16 protein-coding genes, 7 tRNA genes and 1 riboswitch are annotated in these 18,559 nt (G+C 31.3%); of the genes, 22 read left to right on the forward strand and 1 reads right to left on the reverse strand.

The window, feature by feature from the left end:
- Positions 1 to 3 precede the first annotated feature (3 nt).
- The 10 genes from atpA (at position 4) to PZA12_RS02520 (ending at position 10,530) form a co-directional block, all read left to right on the forward strand.
- Positions 4 to 1,518, forward strand: a complete 1,515-nt coding sequence (gene atpA, locus PZA12_RS02475) for a F0F1 ATP synthase subunit alpha (protein WP_077837987.1) — start codon at positions 4 to 6, stop codon at positions 1,516 to 1,518.
- A 41-nt stretch (positions 1,519 to 1,559) separates the two neighbouring features.
- A complete protein-coding gene (gene atpG, locus PZA12_RS02480) occupies positions 1,560 to 2,411 on the forward strand; it encodes an ATP synthase F1 subunit gamma (protein WP_103699363.1) in 852 nt (283 codons plus the stop codon).
- Positions 2,412 to 2,425: 14 nt separating this feature from the next.
- Positions 2,426 to 3,817, forward strand: coding sequence for a F0F1 ATP synthase subunit beta (atpD, locus tag PZA12_RS02485; RefSeq protein ID WP_077837986.1), 1,392 nt, complete (start codon positions 2,426 to 2,428; stop codon positions 3,815 to 3,817).
- 15 nt (positions 3,818 to 3,832) lie between these two features.
- A complete protein-coding gene (gene atpC / locus PZA12_RS02490) occupies positions 3,833 to 4,240 on the forward strand; it encodes an ATP synthase F1 subunit epsilon (RefSeq protein ID WP_077837985.1) in 408 nt (135 codons plus the stop codon).
- A gap of 214 nt (positions 4,241 to 4,454) precedes the next feature.
- Positions 4,455 to 5,105 (forward strand): hypothetical protein, encoded by a 651-nt coding sequence (locus PZA12_RS02495; protein ID WP_077837984.1) that lies wholly within the window; start codon positions 4,455 to 4,457, stop codon positions 5,103 to 5,105.
- A 161-nt stretch (positions 5,106 to 5,266) separates the two neighbouring features.
- Complete coding sequence (gene murA / locus PZA12_RS02500) at positions 5,267 to 6,529, forward strand: UDP-N-acetylglucosamine 1-carboxyvinyltransferase (protein WP_078115796.1); 1,263 nt, start codon at positions 5,267 to 5,269, stop codon at positions 6,527 to 6,529.
- A 289-nt stretch (positions 6,530 to 6,818) separates the two neighbouring features.
- Positions 6,819 to 7,877, forward strand: coding sequence for a stage II sporulation protein D (gene spoIID, locus PZA12_RS02505; protein ID WP_078115797.1), 1,059 nt, complete (start codon positions 6,819 to 6,821; stop codon positions 7,875 to 7,877).
- Positions 7,878 to 8,318: 441 nt separating this feature from the next.
- A complete protein-coding gene (locus PZA12_RS02510; protein WP_168982701.1) occupies positions 8,319 to 9,056 on the forward strand; it encodes a M23 family metallopeptidase in 738 nt (245 codons plus the stop codon).
- A gap of 105 nt (positions 9,057 to 9,161) precedes the next feature.
- Positions 9,162 to 9,416 (forward strand): sporulation transcriptional regulator SpoIIID, encoded by a 255-nt coding sequence (spoIIID, locus tag PZA12_RS02515; RefSeq protein WP_011967773.1) that lies wholly within the window; start codon positions 9,162 to 9,164, stop codon positions 9,414 to 9,416.
- Between the two features lie 79 nt (positions 9,417 to 9,495).
- Positions 9,496 to 10,530: a rod shape-determining protein gene (locus PZA12_RS02520; protein WP_011967774.1), complete on the forward strand. Its 1,035-nt coding sequence runs from the start codon at positions 9,496 to 9,498 to the stop codon at positions 10,528 to 10,530.
- 67 nt (positions 10,531 to 10,597) lie between these two features.
- On the opposite strand, the gene yyaC is transcribed toward PZA12_RS02520, so the two are convergent.
- Positions 10,598 to 11,134, reverse strand: coding sequence for a spore protease YyaC (gene yyaC / locus PZA12_RS02525; protein ID WP_077842704.1), 537 nt, complete (start codon positions 11,132 to 11,134; stop codon positions 10,598 to 10,600).
- 100 nt (positions 11,135 to 11,234) lie between these two features.
- Here yyaC and PZA12_RS02530 point away from each other — a divergent pair, with 100 nt between their 5' ends.
- The 12 genes from PZA12_RS02530 (at position 11,235) to PZA12_RS02585 (ending at position 18,278) form a co-directional block, all read left to right on the forward strand.
- Positions 11,235 to 11,639, forward strand: a complete 405-nt coding sequence (locus PZA12_RS02530) for a hypothetical protein (protein ID WP_078115798.1) — start codon at positions 11,235 to 11,237, stop codon at positions 11,637 to 11,639.
- 159 nt (positions 11,640 to 11,798) lie between these two features.
- Positions 11,799 to 11,883 (forward strand) — tRNA-Tyr (locus PZA12_RS02535).
- Between the two features lie 9 nt (positions 11,884 to 11,892).
- Positions 11,893 to 11,968 (forward strand) — tRNA-Val (locus tag PZA12_RS02540).
- A 30-nt stretch (positions 11,969 to 11,998) separates the two neighbouring features.
- Positions 11,999 to 12,073, forward strand: a tRNA-Thr gene (locus tag PZA12_RS02545).
- Between the two features lie 12 nt (positions 12,074 to 12,085).
- Positions 12,086 to 12,170, forward strand: a tRNA-Tyr gene (locus tag PZA12_RS02550).
- 9 nt (positions 12,171 to 12,179) lie between these two features.
- Positions 12,180 to 12,255, forward strand: a tRNA-Val gene (locus PZA12_RS02555).
- A gap of 30 nt (positions 12,256 to 12,285) precedes the next feature.
- A tRNA-Thr gene (locus tag PZA12_RS02560) sits at positions 12,286 to 12,360 on the forward strand.
- A gap of 12 nt (positions 12,361 to 12,372) precedes the next feature.
- Positions 12,373 to 12,457: transfer RNA gene (locus PZA12_RS02565), tRNA-Tyr, on the forward strand.
- Positions 12,458 to 12,592: 135 nt separating this feature from the next.
- Positions 12,593 to 12,689, forward strand: a riboswitch (SAM riboswitch).
- A 236-nt stretch (positions 12,690 to 12,925) separates the two neighbouring features.
- The gene (metK, locus tag PZA12_RS02570) at positions 12,926 to 14,101 is read left to right on the forward strand and encodes a methionine adenosyltransferase (protein ID WP_077839670.1); all 1,176 of its coding nucleotides are present in this window, start codon (positions 12,926 to 12,928) and stop codon (positions 14,099 to 14,101) included.
- A gap of 284 nt (positions 14,102 to 14,385) precedes the next feature.
- On the forward strand, positions 14,386 to 16,614 hold the full coding sequence (locus PZA12_RS02575; protein ID WP_078115799.1) for an ATP-dependent RecD-like DNA helicase: 2,229 nt from the start codon (positions 14,386 to 14,388) through the stop codon (positions 16,612 to 16,614).
- Positions 16,615 to 16,632: 18 nt separating this feature from the next.
- Positions 16,633 to 17,649, forward strand: a complete 1,017-nt coding sequence (locus PZA12_RS02580) for a hypothetical protein (protein ID WP_078115800.1) — start codon at positions 16,633 to 16,635, stop codon at positions 17,647 to 17,649.
- Positions 17,622 to 18,278 (forward strand): ComF family protein, encoded by a 657-nt coding sequence (locus tag PZA12_RS02585; RefSeq protein ID WP_078115801.1) that lies wholly within the window; start codon positions 17,622 to 17,624, stop codon positions 18,276 to 18,278. Before PZA12_RS02580 ends, PZA12_RS02585 begins: the two co-directional genes overlap by 28 nt.
- Positions 18,279 to 18,559 lie beyond the last annotated feature (281 nt).

The raw sequence follows: 18,559 nt of genomic DNA on the forward strand, positions 1-18,559 counted from the left end.
TCCATGAATATTAAACCAGAAGAAATAACTTCTATTATAAAGAAGGAAATAGAGAAATACGAAAAAGATATTAAAACAGTAGATTCTGGTACTATAATCCAAATTGGAGATGGTGTTTCAAGAGTTTATGGATTAGATAATTGTATGCAAGGGGAATTGTTAGAATTTCCTAATAATGTATATGGGATGGTTTTAAATCTTGAACAGGATAATGTTGGTTGTGTTCTTTTAGGAGAAGAAAAAGGAATAAAAGAAGGCGATACAGTTAAAGGAACAGGAAGAGTTGTTGAAGTTCCTGTAGGCGAAGCAATGATTGGAAGAGTTGTTAATGCATTAGGAGAACCAATTGATGGTAAGGGTCCTATAAACACAAGCCAAACTAGACCAATCGAAATTCCAGCAGCAGGTATAATTGATAGAAGTTCTGTTAATGAGCCATTACAAACTGGAATTAAAGCTATAGATTCAATGATTCCAATAGGTAGAGGACAAAGAGAACTTATCATTGGAGACAGACAAACAGGTAAAACAGCTATAGCTATAGATACAATATTAAACCAAAAGGGTAAAGACGTTATCTGTATATATGTTGCTATCGGTCAAAAGCAATCTACAGTTGCTCATATATTTAATACATTAACTGAAATGGGTGCTATGGATTATAGTATAGTTGTAAGTGCTACAGCTTCAGAATCAGCTCCACTTCAATACATGGCTCCATATTCTGGATGTACCATAGGAGAATATTTTATGCATCAAGGTAAAGATGTATTAATAATATATGATGATCTTTCAAAACATGCAACTGCATATAGAGCAATGTCATTATTACTTAAGAGACCACCAGGAAGAGAAGCTTACCCAGGAGATGTTTTCTATATACATTCAAGATTACTTGAAAGAGCTGCGAAGCTATCTAAAGAATTAGGTGGTGGATCAATAACAGCACTTCCAATTATAGAAACTCAAGCTGGAGATGTTACTGCGTACATACCAACTAATGTTATATCAATCACTGATGGTCAAATATTCTTAGAATCTGATTTATTTAATGCAGGACAAAGACCAGCAGTAAATGCAGGTATATCAGTATCAAGAGTTGGTGGTAGTGCACAAATTAAAGCTATGAAACAGGTAAGTGGTACTTTAAGATTAGAACTAGCACAATATAGAGAGCTAGAAGCCTTTTCACAATTTGGATCTGACTTAGATGCCGATTCTAGTAGAAGACTTGAAAAAGGTAAGAGATTAGTTGAAGTATTAAAACAAGATCAATATAGTCCACTTGAAGTTGGAAAGCAAATCATAATATTATATGCAGCTGTTAATGATTTCTTATCAGACATTAAAGTTAGCGATATAAAGAGATTCGAAAAAGAATTCTTAGAGTATGTTGATACTCATCATAGAGAAATTGAAAAATCAATTATTACAGGAAAAACTTTAACTGATGAAATAAAATCTATGTTAGAGGAAGCAATAGTTGAGTTTAAAAAGATATTTTTACAAGAAGCATAGCTTAAATTCTTAAGCTATGCCCTTCTTAGGAGGTGGAGATAATGGGCGCAGCTGGACTTCTTGAAATTAAAAAGAGAATTAAATCAGTTGAAAATACAAGAAAAATCACTAATGCAATGGGACTTGTTGCCACTTCTAAGTTAAGAAAAACTAAAAATGAGTTAGCAGTAAACAATAAGTTTATTGATATAACTGAACCTGTCGTAAGAAATCTTGCAACTACAGCTGGTGAAGAAGGAAGCAATGTTTATTTTGAAGGGAATGATAGTCAAAATAAACTATATGTAGTAATAACATCAGATTCAGGATTGTGCGGTGGGTTTAACAGTAGTGTAGTATCTCAATTAGTAAGTGAAATTAAAGATAAAAAGGATACTGCAAAGATTGTTTTAGTTGGAAGCAAAGGTCTTGGTTATTTAAAGAGAATTAAGATAGAACCAGTAGGAGAATATGTTGGGATTGAAGATGTGCCAACAGTAAGCGAAGCAAAAGAAATATTTGATAAAGCTCTTGAAATGTATTTAAATAGTGATGTATCAGAGGTGAATATTGTATACTCTGACTTTATATCATCAGTTAAACAAGAAACAAAGTCAGTTAAGATTTTGCCTATAAGTAAATCTGAAGGAACAACAGGATCATTTCTTATTGAGCCGGATTTAGATATAGTATTAGAAGATGCTCTTAATATTTATCTAAAAGGAAAAATCAGAAGCATTTTATTAAGTTCAAAATGTAGTGAACAAAGTACAAGAATGACAGCTATGGACGGAGCAACAAAAAATGCAGATGATCTATTAGACAAATTAAAGCTTAAATTTAATAGAATTAGGCAAGGTGCGATTACGCAAGAAATATCTGAAATTGTTGGAGGAGCAGCAGCTCAAAATTAGTAAGGAGGTATCTTATGCCTGGAAAGATGGGAAAAGTAGTTCAAGTAATTGGACCGGTAATAGATATAAAGTTTGATTCAGATTCTCTCCCAGATTTATATAATGCCATTGTTATTAAGGCGGGAGATTATGAATTAGTAGCAGAAGTTGAACAACACGTTGGAGACGATATAGTTAGAACAATAGCTATGTCAGCTACAGAAGGATTAAAGAGGGGAATGGATGCTGTTGATACAGGAGCACCTATTTCTGTTCCAGTAGGAGAAGAAGTATTAGGAAGATTATTTAATGTTTTAGGAAAGCCTATTGATAAGTGTGGAGATATTGAAGTAAAACAAGAATATCCAATTCATAGACCAGCACCAAGCTTTAAAGATCAATCAGTTGAGCCTGAAATGTTTGAAACAGGAATCAAGGTAGTAGACTTACTTGCACCATATCAAAGAGGTGGTAAGATAGGTCTATTTGGAGGAGCTGGAGTTGGTAAAACAGTTTTAATCCAAGAATTAATAAACAATATAGCTAAACAACATGGTGGTTTATCAGTATTTACTGGAGTTGGTGAAAGATCAAGAGAAGGTAATGACTTATATCATGAAATGAGAGAGTCAGGAGTTATTGATAAGACAGCATTAGTATTTGGACAAATGAATGAGCCACCAGGTGCCAGAATGAGAGTTGCATTAACAGGTCTTACTATGGCAGAGTACTTTAGAGATAAAGGTCAAGATGTGTTATTATTCATAGATAACATATTCAGATATACTCAAGCAGGTTCAGAGGTTTCAGCATTACTTGGAAGAACACCTTCAGCGGTTGGATATCAGCCAACACTTGCAACTGAAATGGGTGCACTTCAGGAAAGAATTACATCAACAGTTAACGGTTCTATTACGTCAGTTCAAGCTGTATATGTTCCAGCTGATGACTTAACAGACCCAGCTCCAGCAACAACATTTGCGCATTTAGATGCAACAACAGTTTTATCTAGAGGTATTGCGGAACTTGGTATATATCCAGCTGTTGATCCATTAGAATCAACTTCAAGAATCCTTGATCCAAGAATTGTTGGAGAAGAGCACTATAAAGTAGCAGCTGATGTTAAACACGTTCTTGAAAAGTATAAGCAATTACAAGATATCATAGCTATCTTAGGTGTTGACGAATTAGGGGATGAAGATAAGGCTATCGTGGCTAGAGCAAGAAGAATTCAAAGATTCTTATCTCAACCATTTACAGTTGGTGAACAATTTACAGGATTAAAAGGTAAGTATGTTCCAGTAAAAGAAACAGTAAGAGGATTTAAAGAAATTCTTGAAGGTAAATACGATGAGTTACCAGAATCAGCTTTCTTATTTGCAGGAACTATAGATGATGTTATAGAAAAAGCAAAAAAATTAGGATAAAGGGGATGAGCAATTATGGCTAATACCTTTTTACTAAAAATTATAACACCTGGTCGTGAAGTTTATAATGATCAAGTAGAAAAAGTAACTTTAAAAAGTGCAGATGGAGAATTTCAAGTACTTGCAAATCATCAAAGTCTAATATCTACTACGATACCTTGCATCGCGAAATTCAAAGATGCTAAGGGAAATGATGAAGAGTTATTTATTTCTAAGTCACTTGTTCAGGTTAATAATAACGAAATGGTTATAAGTAGTGATGCTGCTGAGTTTGAGGAAGATATTGATGAAGAAAGAGCGGAACGAGCTCTTAGAAGAGCAGAAGATAGACTAAAAAACTCAGAAAACTACAATAGAGGAAGAGCAGAAGCAGCATTCTTTAGGGCAAAGCAAAGATTAGCTCTAAAAAAATCTAATAGATAATATTACTATAAATTAAAGTGTACCATCTTTTATATAGGTAAATACCGTATAAAGATGCTACACTTTATTTTTTATTATTTTTTATTCTAGATATTGACAATCTATCACAAAATTTTAAGAAATTTATATTATATATTATATAGCTGGATAGAAAAGAGAATAAAAGTTAAAGGAGATGGCCATAATTAAGAAGATAAATTAAGGGGGGCTTAATATGAATATAAAAATGAGTATAGTAATTTTTATATTATTATCTTTTTTTAATATAGGCGCTATTTCCAGCGATATAGTCAGCGCTCAAAATTCATTCAATACTTTAGAAATGAAAGTGAAAGATATAAGTGAGTTTCAGGAAAATGGTGTAAAACTTCAGTATAGGACGAAAAATAATATTGCAGATGAAGGGTATAGAATAAAAGAAAGTTTACCCACAAATATGAATTTCTCTTATAAGGATGATGGGAATGATGAGTTTGAAGCGTTTAACAGTGATTTGGATATTAATATAAAAATATGGCGTGAAGATGTATATAGTTATGTTGAAATTATATTAACGAACAAGAATCCTAAATATGGGACAAAGTATTTGAAAAACATACTTAAGAATATTGAAAATTCAAAATTAGAAAATACGCAATATTTTCTTTACTATGAAGGTAAAGAAAAAGGATTAGATAGTGATTATTTTACAAATGGATTAGTCAGTGAATATAACATAAGGAAGGCACAACTTATGAAAATCAGTAATGGATACTCAGCAACAGGTTATTTGAACGATGGAGAAAAAATTAATTTTGCATTAGTTGATTATGATACTGGTTCACATATAATAATTGGTACGCCAATAATATTTACAACATATTAAGACATATTGAAAAAGCTTTTCAATATAACCTTTATTTTGCTTTGGGTATAATATAGATTTGTTTATTAGCGAAATCTTATTGGATTTTTCTAAAGCAGAGTATATGTAATATTTTGGACAGTTATTTTTCATATGCTTAACAATTCATTATGGAGGATAATATGGAGAAAATAGTGGTTAAAGGTGTAAAAGAACTGAGAGGGGAAGTTAATATAAGTTGTGCAAAAAATTCAATTTTACCAATAATTGCGGCAACTATATTGTGCCCAGAGCCTATAATTATTGATAATGCACCTAAGTTAGAAGATGTTGAGGTTATTTGTAAATTATTAAGCGAACTAAACTGTGACGTTAATATTTCAAACGTAAATGATAGATTGACGATAAATACAAAAAATATAGTAGAAATGGATGCTAATGAAGAACTTATGAGAAAAATGAGAGCATCATTTTTAATTATGGGACCTATGCTTGCTAGATTTGGATATTGTAAATTATCATTACCAGGCGGATGTAACATAGGAAGCAGACCAATTGATTTGCATCTTAAAGGATTTAAATTACTTGGAGCAGATGTTGTAATAGGTCATGGGTTTGTAGAGGTGATAGCAAAGAAAATGGTGGGTAACAGGATTTACCTTGATTTTCCATCTGTTGGCGCAACTGAAAATATTATGATGGCATCGGTCTTTGCTGAAGGAACAACTATAATAGAGAATGCAGCGGAAGAACCAGAGATCTGGGATTTAGCACAATTCTTAAATAAGATGGGGGCTAAAATAGAAGGAGCAGGATTTGGAAAGATAACTATAACTGGTGTTAAAAATCTAAAAGGAATTAGTTATACACCTATATATGATAGAATAGAAGCAGGAACATTCATGATAGCAGCAGCTATTACAAATAGTAAAATAAAAATAAATGGAGTAAATGAAGAGCATTTAAGACCTGTAATAGAAAAATTAAGAGAATGTGGTATAGGATTCAGCAATTACAAAGATCATTCCATTGTAGTAGATGGAAGGGGAAGTAAGAAGCCATTGGATATCAAAACACTTCCTTATCCAGGATTTCCAACAGATATGCAAGCTCAAATGATGAGTTTATTATCTATTGTTGAGGGAGTTAGTGTTATTACAGAAACAGTTTTCGAAAATAGATTTATGCATGTTGCTGAATTGCAGAGGATGGGAGCTAACATCAAGATTGATGGAAGAACTGCTATAATTGAAGGCAGGCCAAAACTTACAGGTTGTGAAGTTAAAGCAACTGATTTAAGGGCTGGGGCAGCGATGGTACTAAGTGGATTAGTAGCAGATGGTGAAACAGTGGTAAATGATGTTTATCATATTGATAGAGGATATGTAAGTATTGAAGAAAAGTTTAGGAGTTTAGGAGCAGAAATATATAGAATAAATATATAGATTAAGATATGAATTATGTATATGCATAATTAGGGTTCGTAGTTATGAACAAGGTATAAAAATTTTTCGTGTAAATTTTATAGAAGAATTTACATGAAATTTAATTACCTATCCCTAATTATGCTTTTTTTATTCTTTAGGAATTTATATTCCAGTAAAATCTGCGGGTGAGTTATAGGAAAGATCAATTAAGAAAGTTATGGTTTATCTAAATTTGAGTAGTTTAAAGTTAACATAATTATTAGGCTAAGACAATATACTTTAGAGTGCAGGCTTTAGGAGGTAGAATATGAAGATAATTAATGCGAGGACTACAAGTATAAAGATTAGCAATAATGTGAAAATAATTGCAGCTATGACTTTGATCATTTTTACTATATTAATAGCATTACCAATAGCTTTCTTAGAAAATGGCAAAGGGAAGATTGATTCGTTTAACTTGAGAGACAAAGATATAATGAAGAGTTCAAAAATAACATTTCCCTCTAATGGTAAAGTTAAGCTATATCATAGGTCAGAAGATAGAGTTGAGGAAATAGATTTGGAAGAGTATGTAATGGGAGTAGTTGCGAGTGAAGTACCAGCTAATTTTGAGGAAGAAGCTTTGAAGGCTCAAGCTGTTGCAGCAAGAACATTTTATATGAGTAAAAGAAATAACCCTAATAAAGAAGAAAAAGAGAAAGGAGCTGAAATTTGTGATACAACCCACTGCCAAGTATACATGAGTAAGGATGAGAGAATCTCTAAATGGAGTAAAAGTGAAGCTGAAAGTAATTGGGAGAAGATACAAAAAGCAGTTCTGGATACAAAAGGGCAAGTTCTTACCTATGATGGTTCAGTGTTGGAATACCCTCAATTTTTTGCAACTAGCTCTGGAAAAACAGAAGATGCAAAAGATGTATTTTCTATGGATGTACCATATTTAAAATCAGAGGATAGTAAGGGTGAAGAAATTGCACCTAAATATAAGACAAGCACACAAATTCCTATAAACGATTTTATAGATAAAATTAATTCTAGATATAAAGGTGTTAATGCTAATAAAAGTAATTTATCATCATTAATTAAGATATTAAGCTTTACAGAAGCTGGAAGTGTAAAAGAAATAAAAATAGGGAATGAGACTGTTAAAGGAACTGAATTTAGGACATTGTTCAATTTGAATTCGACCAATTTCACATTAGACTTTCAACAAGATTCTGTAAAAGTCAACTGTAAGGGTTATGGCCACGGTGTAGGGATGAGCCAATGGGGAGCTAATGCGATGGCAAAGAGTGGATCGAAGTATGATGAAATTCTTAAACATTACTATAGCGGAGTCGAAATTCAAGAAATAAATTACAACTAAGGAGAGAGTATTTACGTTAACTTAGACATAGGTTTGGCATACCTTTATATAAATAATTGAATAAATGTAAAGAGGATACTTGTTTATTTTTTTATAGCAAGTATCTTTTTCTATTTTTGTCTATTAAATTAGCATGGATTATATACTCCAATTAATTGAATTTTTGTATATCTATGTTTAAAAAAAGTGGAGATGGACATAATTTAGAACATCACTACTTAAAACAGAAATTATAAAGTAGAACTTCTTAAATTAGGGTCTAAATCCCTGATGGATATATCTATTGTTTAATAATTAAATTATATGTACTTTTTAACACTAGATATACACTTGTAAAAATAATTTTAAAATGCCTTTAAATGTAAATAATGCATGATAAAAAAGCAAATTTATGTATTATTTTTCATAAAAAGGGAACTATAACAATTGGAGGTGTTCATATTGGACAAAAATTTAAAAGAAAAACTTAAAAACTTATTTAGGAAGGAGGGATTTTATATCGCCTTATTCCTATGTCTCTGTATTGTAGTAACTGTTGGAACTATCTCTTATAAAATGCTCAACAGCAAAAACCAAGTTAATAAAACAGAAGACGTAAATAAAGATCTAACAATGAATTCTGGAAATGAAGGAAATTCTAATAATTCAGTTCAAAATGCTGAAAGAGTAGAGAATGTTCAAAATAATAGTAATAAAGATAATGCAGATAAAACAAAAACAGAAAAGGCTGCATCAGTATCTACAAATAATACAGTAACATTTGTAAATCCTATAGATGGAGTAGAAAGTAGAAAATATACCTATCCTGCACCAGTTAAGATGGAAGAAGGAGTTTTCAGAACTATTAGAGGTATAAATCTACAATCAACAGTAGGATCAGAAGTAAAGGCAGCAGCAGATGGTGTAGTGGAAGTTGCAGAAAATACTGGTGTTGAAGAAGGTGTTGTAGTAGAAATTAAACATGCTAATGGCCTAAAGACAAGATATGGAAATCTTGATGCAAACTTATCAGTAAAAAAAGGAGATAAGGTTAAAGCAAATCAAGTTATTGCAAAAGTAGGAGATAGCGCAAAGGTATTTAGTAAAGATGTATTTGGCGAATTTTTAAATTTACAAGTAATTGATGCTAATGGAGAACAAGTTAATCCAGAAAAATATTTTAATTTAAAATCTAAATAAAATTTTATGAAAATATATATTAGTCATTTGTTTTTCATTGAAATAAATGACTAATAAATCAAAAAATAAATGACAATAAAATGATAAAATCAAGGAAGTGGTATTTTGAAAGACTATATTGAAGAAAGAGTTTTAGATGTTGCAAGATATATCATAGATTCAAAAGCTACAATAAGAAAAACAGCTAAGGTTTTTGGTGTTAGCAAGAGTACAATCCATAAAGATATGACAGAGAGATTGTTAAAAATTAACCCAGAAATTGCTCAAGAAACTCATTCTATTTTGGAATTAAATAAGGCTGAACGACATATTAGAGGTGGAAAAGCTACACAAATGAAGTATAAAATTATTGAATCTTAGTAGGATTAAGTCTATAATATATTATTAGTAGAATTATGTAAATATAGGTATTAATATGTATTATAGGAGTGAATAAAAAATGTGCTTTTGGAGAACGGGGATAGACCTCGCAATTGACTTAGGAACGGCAACTGTACTAGTTTACGTAAAAGGTAAAGGGGTAATATTAAAAGAGCCCTCTGTTGTAGCTATAAATAAAAATAATAATAAATTGTTGGCTATAGGGGAAGAAGCAAGAAAAATGATAGGTAGAACCCCAGGAAATATTGTTGCAGTAAGACCATTAAGAGATGGAGTGATTTCTGATTACGATATAACACAAAAAATGCTAAAGGAATTTATAAAAAAAGCGTGCGGAAAAAGAAGTATAAGTGCACCTAAAGTAATTGTTTGTGTACCATCTCAAGCTACAGAAGTAGAAAAGAGAGCTGTTATTGATGCAGCTATGAATTCAGGAGCAAAAACAGTCCATTTAATTGAGGAACCACTAGCAGCAGCCATTGGAGCAGGATTAGATATTACCAAGCCGAATGGATGTATGGTAGTGGATATTGGCGGAGGTACTTGTGATATCGCTGTTATTTCATTAGGTGGAGTGGTAGAAAGAGAGTCAATAAAAGTAGCAGGAGACAAGTTCGATGAAGCCATAATAAAATATGTACGTAATGAATATAAATTAATGATAGGTGAGAAAACAGCTGAAGATTTAAAAATAAATATTGGATCAGCATTTAAAAACTCTAGAAATCTAACTTGTATGATGAAAGGTAGAAACCTCATTACAGGATTACCAGATGAAATAGAAATTACAACAGAAGAAATCCGAAATGCAATAAAAGAACCTGTGGAAATAATAGTTGATACTGTAAAAAAGGTATTAGAAAGAACACCGCCTGAATTAGCCTCGGATATAATCGAAAGAGGAATATTAATGACCGGTGGGGGAGCTTTAATACATGGGTTAGATAAACTTATAGAGTTTAAGACTGGCGTAGTAGCAACTATAGCTGAGAATTCAGTTGAATGTGTTGCAAATGGTACAGGTAAAGTGCTTAATTATATAGACAAATTAGATAGTCAAGTTAATTCTCAGCAAATAGTTCTTATAGAATAGCTTTATAAATAGCAGTCATTAGTAATTTTACTACTGACTGCTATTTATTTGGTTGACTATAAAATGCTTAAATTTTAGGATATTTTCCGTGACTTAAACTATAGGCATCAATAAATATTTTAGATATAATTTTAGCCATATCCATAATGAATGAGAGTCTTATGCTCCGTGAAAAAAAGAATTCAGCATTATCACTAGAGTCTACAATGCCTATAACTGATGCAATTCCTACCTCAGGAAGTTCTTTTCCGACTCCTTTACCAGGATGTATGGCATAGTCCCTTATACGAATTTCACCAATATCATCTTCGTCACCTAAGCAGGCATCAACACCAATTATTGATGCATTAGGGTGATTACTATATATTTCATTTAAACGTTCATCTATGTTCAAAGCATGAATTGGAGAAGATAAAGTTCCATAAACAGGTAAAGGGAAAAAGTTTTCTGTGAGTATAGATCCAACTAGAGGACCTAAGCAATCCCCAATACATTTGTCAGTACCAATACAAACTATTATGGTGTCTTTTGATATAAATTTTTTAACTTCTAAAGCTAAATCATAATAAAATTTAGGATCAAGTTTAATATCTGGCTTGCTCAAGGGACATATACCTCCTTTATAAAATATATATATGAGTAATTAACAGAAGATAGTATAAAAAAATATTTTTTGGAAATTAATAGTAAATGAGGAGGTGCCTATGAAAAAATTTTTAATATATTTAGTTTTAGTTCCTACAATAATAATAAATATGTATTTTCTGTTATATTGGCAACCGCAAGATGAAAATTCTGCAAAAGAAGTTGTTGTACAAGAAAATGTTTCATATTCGAAGCCATTATATAAAATGAATAAGGAAAAGGCGTTAAGTCAATTATCTACAGATAATAAAAAGGAACTTGAAAAGATAATAAAAAAATTATCTGCATTTGATATAGGTAAAATAAAAGAATATTATGAGGATACTAATGATAATGAAAGCCTAATAGAAATATTTAGTCTCTTAAAAAAGAGATTAACAACAGAAGATTATAAGAAAATTCAAGAAATATCATCTTCCTTTTTAGATATACAAGAGATTAACAAAAGAATAAAAAATAATTAAGATTACTATATTAAATGAGAGTATATTGTAGAAAATGAGAGCAATATGAATTTAAATTACATATATGGGTGTATATTGGAGTTGAAATAAAATCGCTTTACCGATATACTAATCATTGTTGACCGACAAATGAGGCAACAAGATATAAAAAATAAATACGGAGGAATTCCCGAGAGGCCAAAGGGGGCAGACTGTAAATCTGTTACGTTTCGTTTCGATGGTTCGAATCCATCTTCCTCCACCAATTTATAATGGGCGCATAGCTCAGCTGGGAGAGCACCTGCCTTACAAGCAGGGGGTCACAGGTTCGAGCCCTGTTGTGCCCACCATTATAAAAATGCTAAATCTAATTAATATATGCTGGCATGGCTCAACGGTAGAGCAGCTGACTTGTAATCAGCAGGTTGTAGGTTCGATTCCTATTGCCAGCTCCAATAAAATAATACGGAGGAATTCCCGAGAGGCCAAAGGGGGCAGACTGTAAATCTGTTACGTTTCGTTTCGATGGTTCGAATCCATCTTCCTCCACCAATTTATAATGGGCGCATAGCTCAGCTGGGAGAGCACCTGCCTTACAAGCAGGGGGTCACAGGTTCGAGCCCTGTTGTGCCCACCATTATAAAAATGCTAAATCTAATTAATATATGCTGGCATGGCTCAACGGTAGAGCAGCTGACTTGTAATCAGCAGGTTGTAGGTTCGATTCCTATTGCCAGCTCCAATAAAATAATGCGGAGGAATTCCCGAGAGGCCAAAGGGGGCAGACTGTAAATCTGTTACGTTTCGTTTCGATGGTTCGAATCCATCTTCCTCCACCAATAAAGAATAAACTTAAGTTTATTCTTTTTTATTTTTTATTTAAAATGAAAAATAAATGATGGAAAAAGTAGATTCATAATGTTGACTAATTGTACCGCATATGATAAAATACTTTTGAAAATTGAATTATGTTACTCTTATCAAGAGAGGTGGAGGGAAAGGGCCCTGTGAAACCCGGCAACCTGTATTATATAAGGTGCCAATTCCTGTAGAGTTTCTACAAGATAAGAAAATGATTGCTAAATTGCGCTCTTCTTATCGAAGAGCTTTTTTATTTTTTTAAGTTTGCGCATGCTTAAATTATAAAAGAAACAATTAATAAAATAGTTTAACTATTATTTATTGTATTTAAATAAGGTAAAGCTTTTATAAACGAGTACTATTCTATAAAACTATGTATAGTTTTTAATAAAATAATTTTATTCGTGAAGATAATTATAATATTTAAATCTAAGGAGAGAAAAGATATGAGAAGATTATTTACTTCAGAATCAGTTACAGAGGGACATCCTGATAAAATGTGTGACCAAATTTCAGATGCTATACTAGACGCTATTCTATCTAAAGATCCAATGGCTAGAGTTGCTTGTGAAACTTGCACAACAACAGGTATGGTTATGGTAATGGGAGAGATAACAACAAATTGTTATGTTGACATTCCTAAGGTAGTTAGAGAAACAGTAAGAGAAATTGGATATGATAGAGCAAAATTTGGATTTGACTGTGATACATGTTCAGTTCTTACATCGATAGATGAACAATCTGCAGATATAGCTATGGGTGTAGATGAAGCATTTGAGTCAAAAAAAGGTGAAAAAGATGAAGTAGAAGCAGTTGGTGCTGGAGACCAAGGAATGATGTTTGGTTTTGCAACTAATGAAACTGAAGATTTTATGCCGCTTCCAGTATATATGGCTCATAAATTATCAAGAAGACTTACAGAGGTAAGAAAGAATGGTACATTAAGTTACTTAAGACCAGATGGTAAAACTCAAGTAACAGTTGAATATGAAGATAATGTGCCAAAGAGAATTGATACTATAGTTATATCAACACAACATGATGAGAAAGTTACTTTAGAGCAAATTCAGGAAGATCTTAAGAAGTTTGTTATAGATGCTGTTGTACCAGCAGAATTATTGGACAGTGAGACAAGATATTTCATAAATCCAACTGGAAGATTCGTTGTTGGAGGACCTCAAGGGGATTCAGGATTAACAGGAAGAAAGATAATAGTTGATACTTATGGTGGATATGGCAGACACGGTGGTGGAGCTTTCTCAGGTAAAGATCCAACTAAAGTTGATAGATCAGCTGCATATGCTGCAAGATGGGTTGCTAAGAATTTAGTTGCAGCTGGTGTTGCAGATAAGCTAGAAATTCAATTAGCATATGCAATTGGTGTTGCAAAGCCAGTTTCAATTGAAGTTGAAACATTTGGAACAGGAAAAGTAGATGAAGATAAGATTGTTGAAGTAGTAGAGAAAGTATTTGATTTAAGACCAGGAGCTATAATTAGAGATCTTGACTTAAGAAGACCTATCTATAAGCAAACTGCTGCATATGGACATTTTGGAAGAAATGATCTTAACTTACCATGGGAACAATTAAATAAAGTAGATGAAATAAGAAAAAATCTATAAGATAATTCTTAAGTGAATTTTTATTATCAAGATTTGTATATATAATAAAAGTTTTTGTAGAATGGTAAAAAGTCGTCTTAAATATAGACGGCTTTTTATTATGGAGAAATTTATAATTATATATAGGCAAGTATAGGAAAAGATTATGAGCTATAAATGATTAGTTTTAAATTGCTATAAATATTTATGATATAATTATAAGAAAAAATTAAAGTTAAATCTGACGCTAAATTTTAATTTTAGAAAGTTTAAGGTAAATATATAAAGATTTGGAGAGATTCTATATGGAAGTTCTAAATGGATTTGTTGAGAATATTGTTTTTAAAAGTGAAGATACTGGTTATGTCGTTTGTAGGATTAGAAACGAAAAGACATTAATTAGTGCTGTAGGCACAGTGCCTTTCTTAAAAGAGGGGCAAAATGTAAAGTTAACAGGATACTGGACAGTACACAAACAATTTGGTAATCAATTTAATATTCAGGATTATGAAGAACTTCTTCCAAATTCATTAGATGGCATAGAAAAATATTTAAGTGCAGGAATAATACATGGAATTGGACCAGTTACAGCTAAGAAAATAATAGAGAGATTTGGTGAAGAAACTTTAGACATAATGGAAAACCATATTGAGAGACTTATGGAGATAGAGGGTATAGGGGAAAAGAAATTTCAAATAATATATGAATCCTATATAGAGCAACAAGGTTTAAAAGATATAATCTTATATTTTCATAAACACGGGGTCACTAACAATCAGTGCGTAAAAATATATAAGAAATTTGGTCCAAATGCGAGGCAGATAGTATCTAATAATCCATATATATTATGCGATGAAATATCAGGAATTGGGTTTAAAACAGCTGATAGAATTGCTATGAGCATTGGCATTGAAAAGAATTCGGATTTTAGAATTCAAAGTGGAATTAAATATGTTATGAATCAATTTTGTTCTGCAGGAAACACATTTATGCCTAAAAATAATATAATAGAAGAATGCGAAAATAATTTATTAATATCCAAGGAACTAATTGAAAAAAATATATATGATATGGCTGCGCAGCAAAAAATTATTGTTGAAAACATAAATGGTATTGAAGTGGGATTTTTGCTTCAATATTATTATTGCGAACTAGGTGTTACTAGTAAAATAATAACCTTAGGATTACAGCAAATACAAACTATAAATTCGGATGTTGATTTTGAAATTAATGTTTTCGAAAAAGAACAAAATATAAAATTTGCAGAATCACAAAGAGAAGCAATTATTGGCGCATTTAATAATGGTATAGAAATAATTACTGGTGGGCCAGGAACAGGGAAGACTACAATTATAAAGGCAATAATACATATATATGAGAACAATGGAATGAAAGTAATACTTGGGGCACCAACAGGAAGAGCAGCAAAGAGGATGACTGAATCAACGGGGAGAGAAGCTAAAACAATACATAGACTATTAGAAATGGGAATTTCTGAGGATGATGAATCAGTATTTGAAAAAGGGGAATCATCGCCTCTAGATTGTGATGTAATAATAATTGATGAGGCTTCTATGATTGACATTATTTTAATGCAGAATCTACTAAAAGCAATTAATTTAGGAACTAGGTTGATAATTGTGGGAGATGTTGATCAATTACCTTCTGTTGGACCAGGAAATGTGCTAAAAGATCTTATAGAAAGCGATTATATAAAGGTAGTAAGATTAAAAGAGATATTTAGACAAGGATCAGAAAGTTTAATTGTAGTAAATGCTCATAGAATAAATGAGGGACAGATGCCTTTACTAAATCAAAAAGATAGAGATTTTTTCTTTATTAGCGAAGATAATCAAGAAAGAATTGCAAATACTATAATGGATCTAATAAATAGAAGACTCCCTAAGTTTAATAAGTCTTGGAATAAACTGAAGGATATGCAGGTTTTAACTCCTATGAGAAAAGGTGTGCTTGGAGTCACAAATTTAAATATGAAGCTTCAAGAAATGTTTAATGCGGCATCAAAAGATAAAAAAGAAAAGACTTCTCGAGATATAATTTTCAGAGAAGGTGATAAGGTAATGCAAACAAAAAACAATTATACATTAAAGTGGATTAGGGTTAGTGGTTATGGCGAAAATGAAGGAGTGGGAGTTTTTAATGGTGATTTGGGATTCATAGAAAGCATAGATGAAGAAAGGAAAACACTTACAATCATATTTGATGAAGAAAGAAAAGTTATATATGATTTTAATTTTTTAGATGAGTTGGATTTGGCTTATGCTACTACAATACATAAAAGCCAAGGAAGTGAATTTAAGGTTGTAATAATTCCGGTATTTATGGGATCGCCATTTCTTATGAATCGTAATTTGCTTTATACGGGTATTACGAGGGCAAAACAATTAGTAGTAGTTGTTGGGTTTCAAAAAGCATTAATGTATATGATTAACAATACAAATAGTATAGAAAGATACTCATCTTTGAAATATAGAATAAGAGAGATAATAACCAAAGATGAATTCGAAGAATAAGAGAAAGGAGATAGGTGTATGAGGAATTTATGTAAAGTAACTTTAGAAGATTTAAAGTATGCATTTGATAAGATAGATTATTGGTATAAGAAAAATATTAAATTTTTAACAGTAATAACAGTTCCATTTAATACATCGTGTGTTTTTTCAAAGATAATAAGTAAAGTTTCACAAAATAATGGGAAGGTCTTATATGTATGGGGAAAAGAAGGTGAAAATAAGGAATTAGTAAATATAACAAGAGAAATGTATTCTGATATAACTCATTCATATATTGTAAAAGAAATTTCAAATACTAAACTTACTTTTGCACACTATAATAACCTGGCAAAGATCAAGCAGAACTATGATTTAGTTATTTTTGATGATATAACATATTTTTCTAATCTAAGCAATGTAAATATAAGAGAGATGTTAGAGATGTGTTCAAATATAGGAGAAAGAGTTTTGTTATATAGCATAGAAAAGACGGCTTTAGTAGGAGAAAAATTCGAACTTGCAGCATATAATTATAAAAAACCATTTGTAGAGCCTAGGGTTCTAACTACACGAATAGATTTGAATTCGGATATTCCATTTTCTCTATATGACTACCTTAAATGGTTTAGGGAAAATAGCCATAAGGTGGCTATTTATGTACCTAACAAAGAGAAGCTTGATATAGTATATGATTATTTTTGTAATAAACTAAAACTTTCAAATGTAAAAGTAATAAAAGTTTCAGGAAATGATGATATAAAAAAGAGTGAAAAAGTATCAAAATATAAGGATAAGGCAATATTTATAATAACTAATAAAATAGAGGAGTTACTTGAATATTGCTATATGGATGATGCAGTAGTACTTTTTGCCGATAATGAAAGATATACGTATAAAAAGCTTTTGTATATATGTGGCCAAATAAGAAATGTAAATCTAAAATTACCAGAGGTTCTTTTGGTATCAAACGACATATCAGAAGATATTGAGAAGGCGAAGAATATGGCAAGAGATTTCAATAAAAAAGTATGGGAAAAGCGTTTAATAGAATTATAAAAAGTATATTAGAAGGATTAATTGAAGTAATATATCCAAGAGAAAGTTATTGCATTATATGTAAAGAAGATAACTGCTTTGGTATATGTGAGCACTGTAGGAAAAGTATAAAAACAATAGCAGATTCATATCAAGATGAAATAATAAGTTATGGGTATTATGGAGGCGTATTAAAAGATTTAATACTTAAATTTAAATATAAAAGCAATTTTACAGCAGGAGATATATTAGCAGAATTTTTAGAAGAATATATTATAAGAAACTTGAAATATCAGGAGTATGTAATAACTTATATACCACTATCAAAAAAATCTAAAAAGATTAGGGGATTTAATCAGTGTGAGTATATAGCGAAGAAAATAGCTAAGGATTTATCAATTGAAGTTCTAGAAATTTTGATAAAGGATAAGGAAACAAAAGAACAGAAAAGATTAAAGAAGGACGAAAGATATGAGAATATAAAGGATGCTTTCAAAATAAAAAAAGGATTAGAAATTAGGAAATATAATATTATATTGGTAGATGATGTAACAACTACAGGTGCAACTCTTAAAGAAGCTTATAAATTATTAAGAAAATATCAAGTAAAAGACATAAAACTCTTGACCTTAGCTAAAAGTCATATATAATATTAATGTAAAGCTAGGTTTGTGGTTGAAAGTCGAAGCTAGTCGCAGGCAAAACGATCCACGTAATTTAGACAAAATGTCTAAGGAGCATGGTGCGGTATAGAAGTAAGTCCTGCCAGATTGTATTCTGAGAGGGTTAGTAGTGAGGGATTAAATTCTATTAGCAAAAGCTCCAGCAGGCGAGTGTGGGGTCAAAAACCAGGTCAACTAGCTTTACCTCTATTTATTTTAAAATTATCATTAATAGGAAATGTGAGGAATCTAATCTAAAGTTTGCGATT

Origin of the sequence: Clostridium beijerinckii, assembly GCF_036699995.1 — a bacterium.
Taxonomy (GTDB): Bacteria; Bacillota; Clostridia; order Clostridiales; family Clostridiaceae; genus Clostridium; species Clostridium helianthi.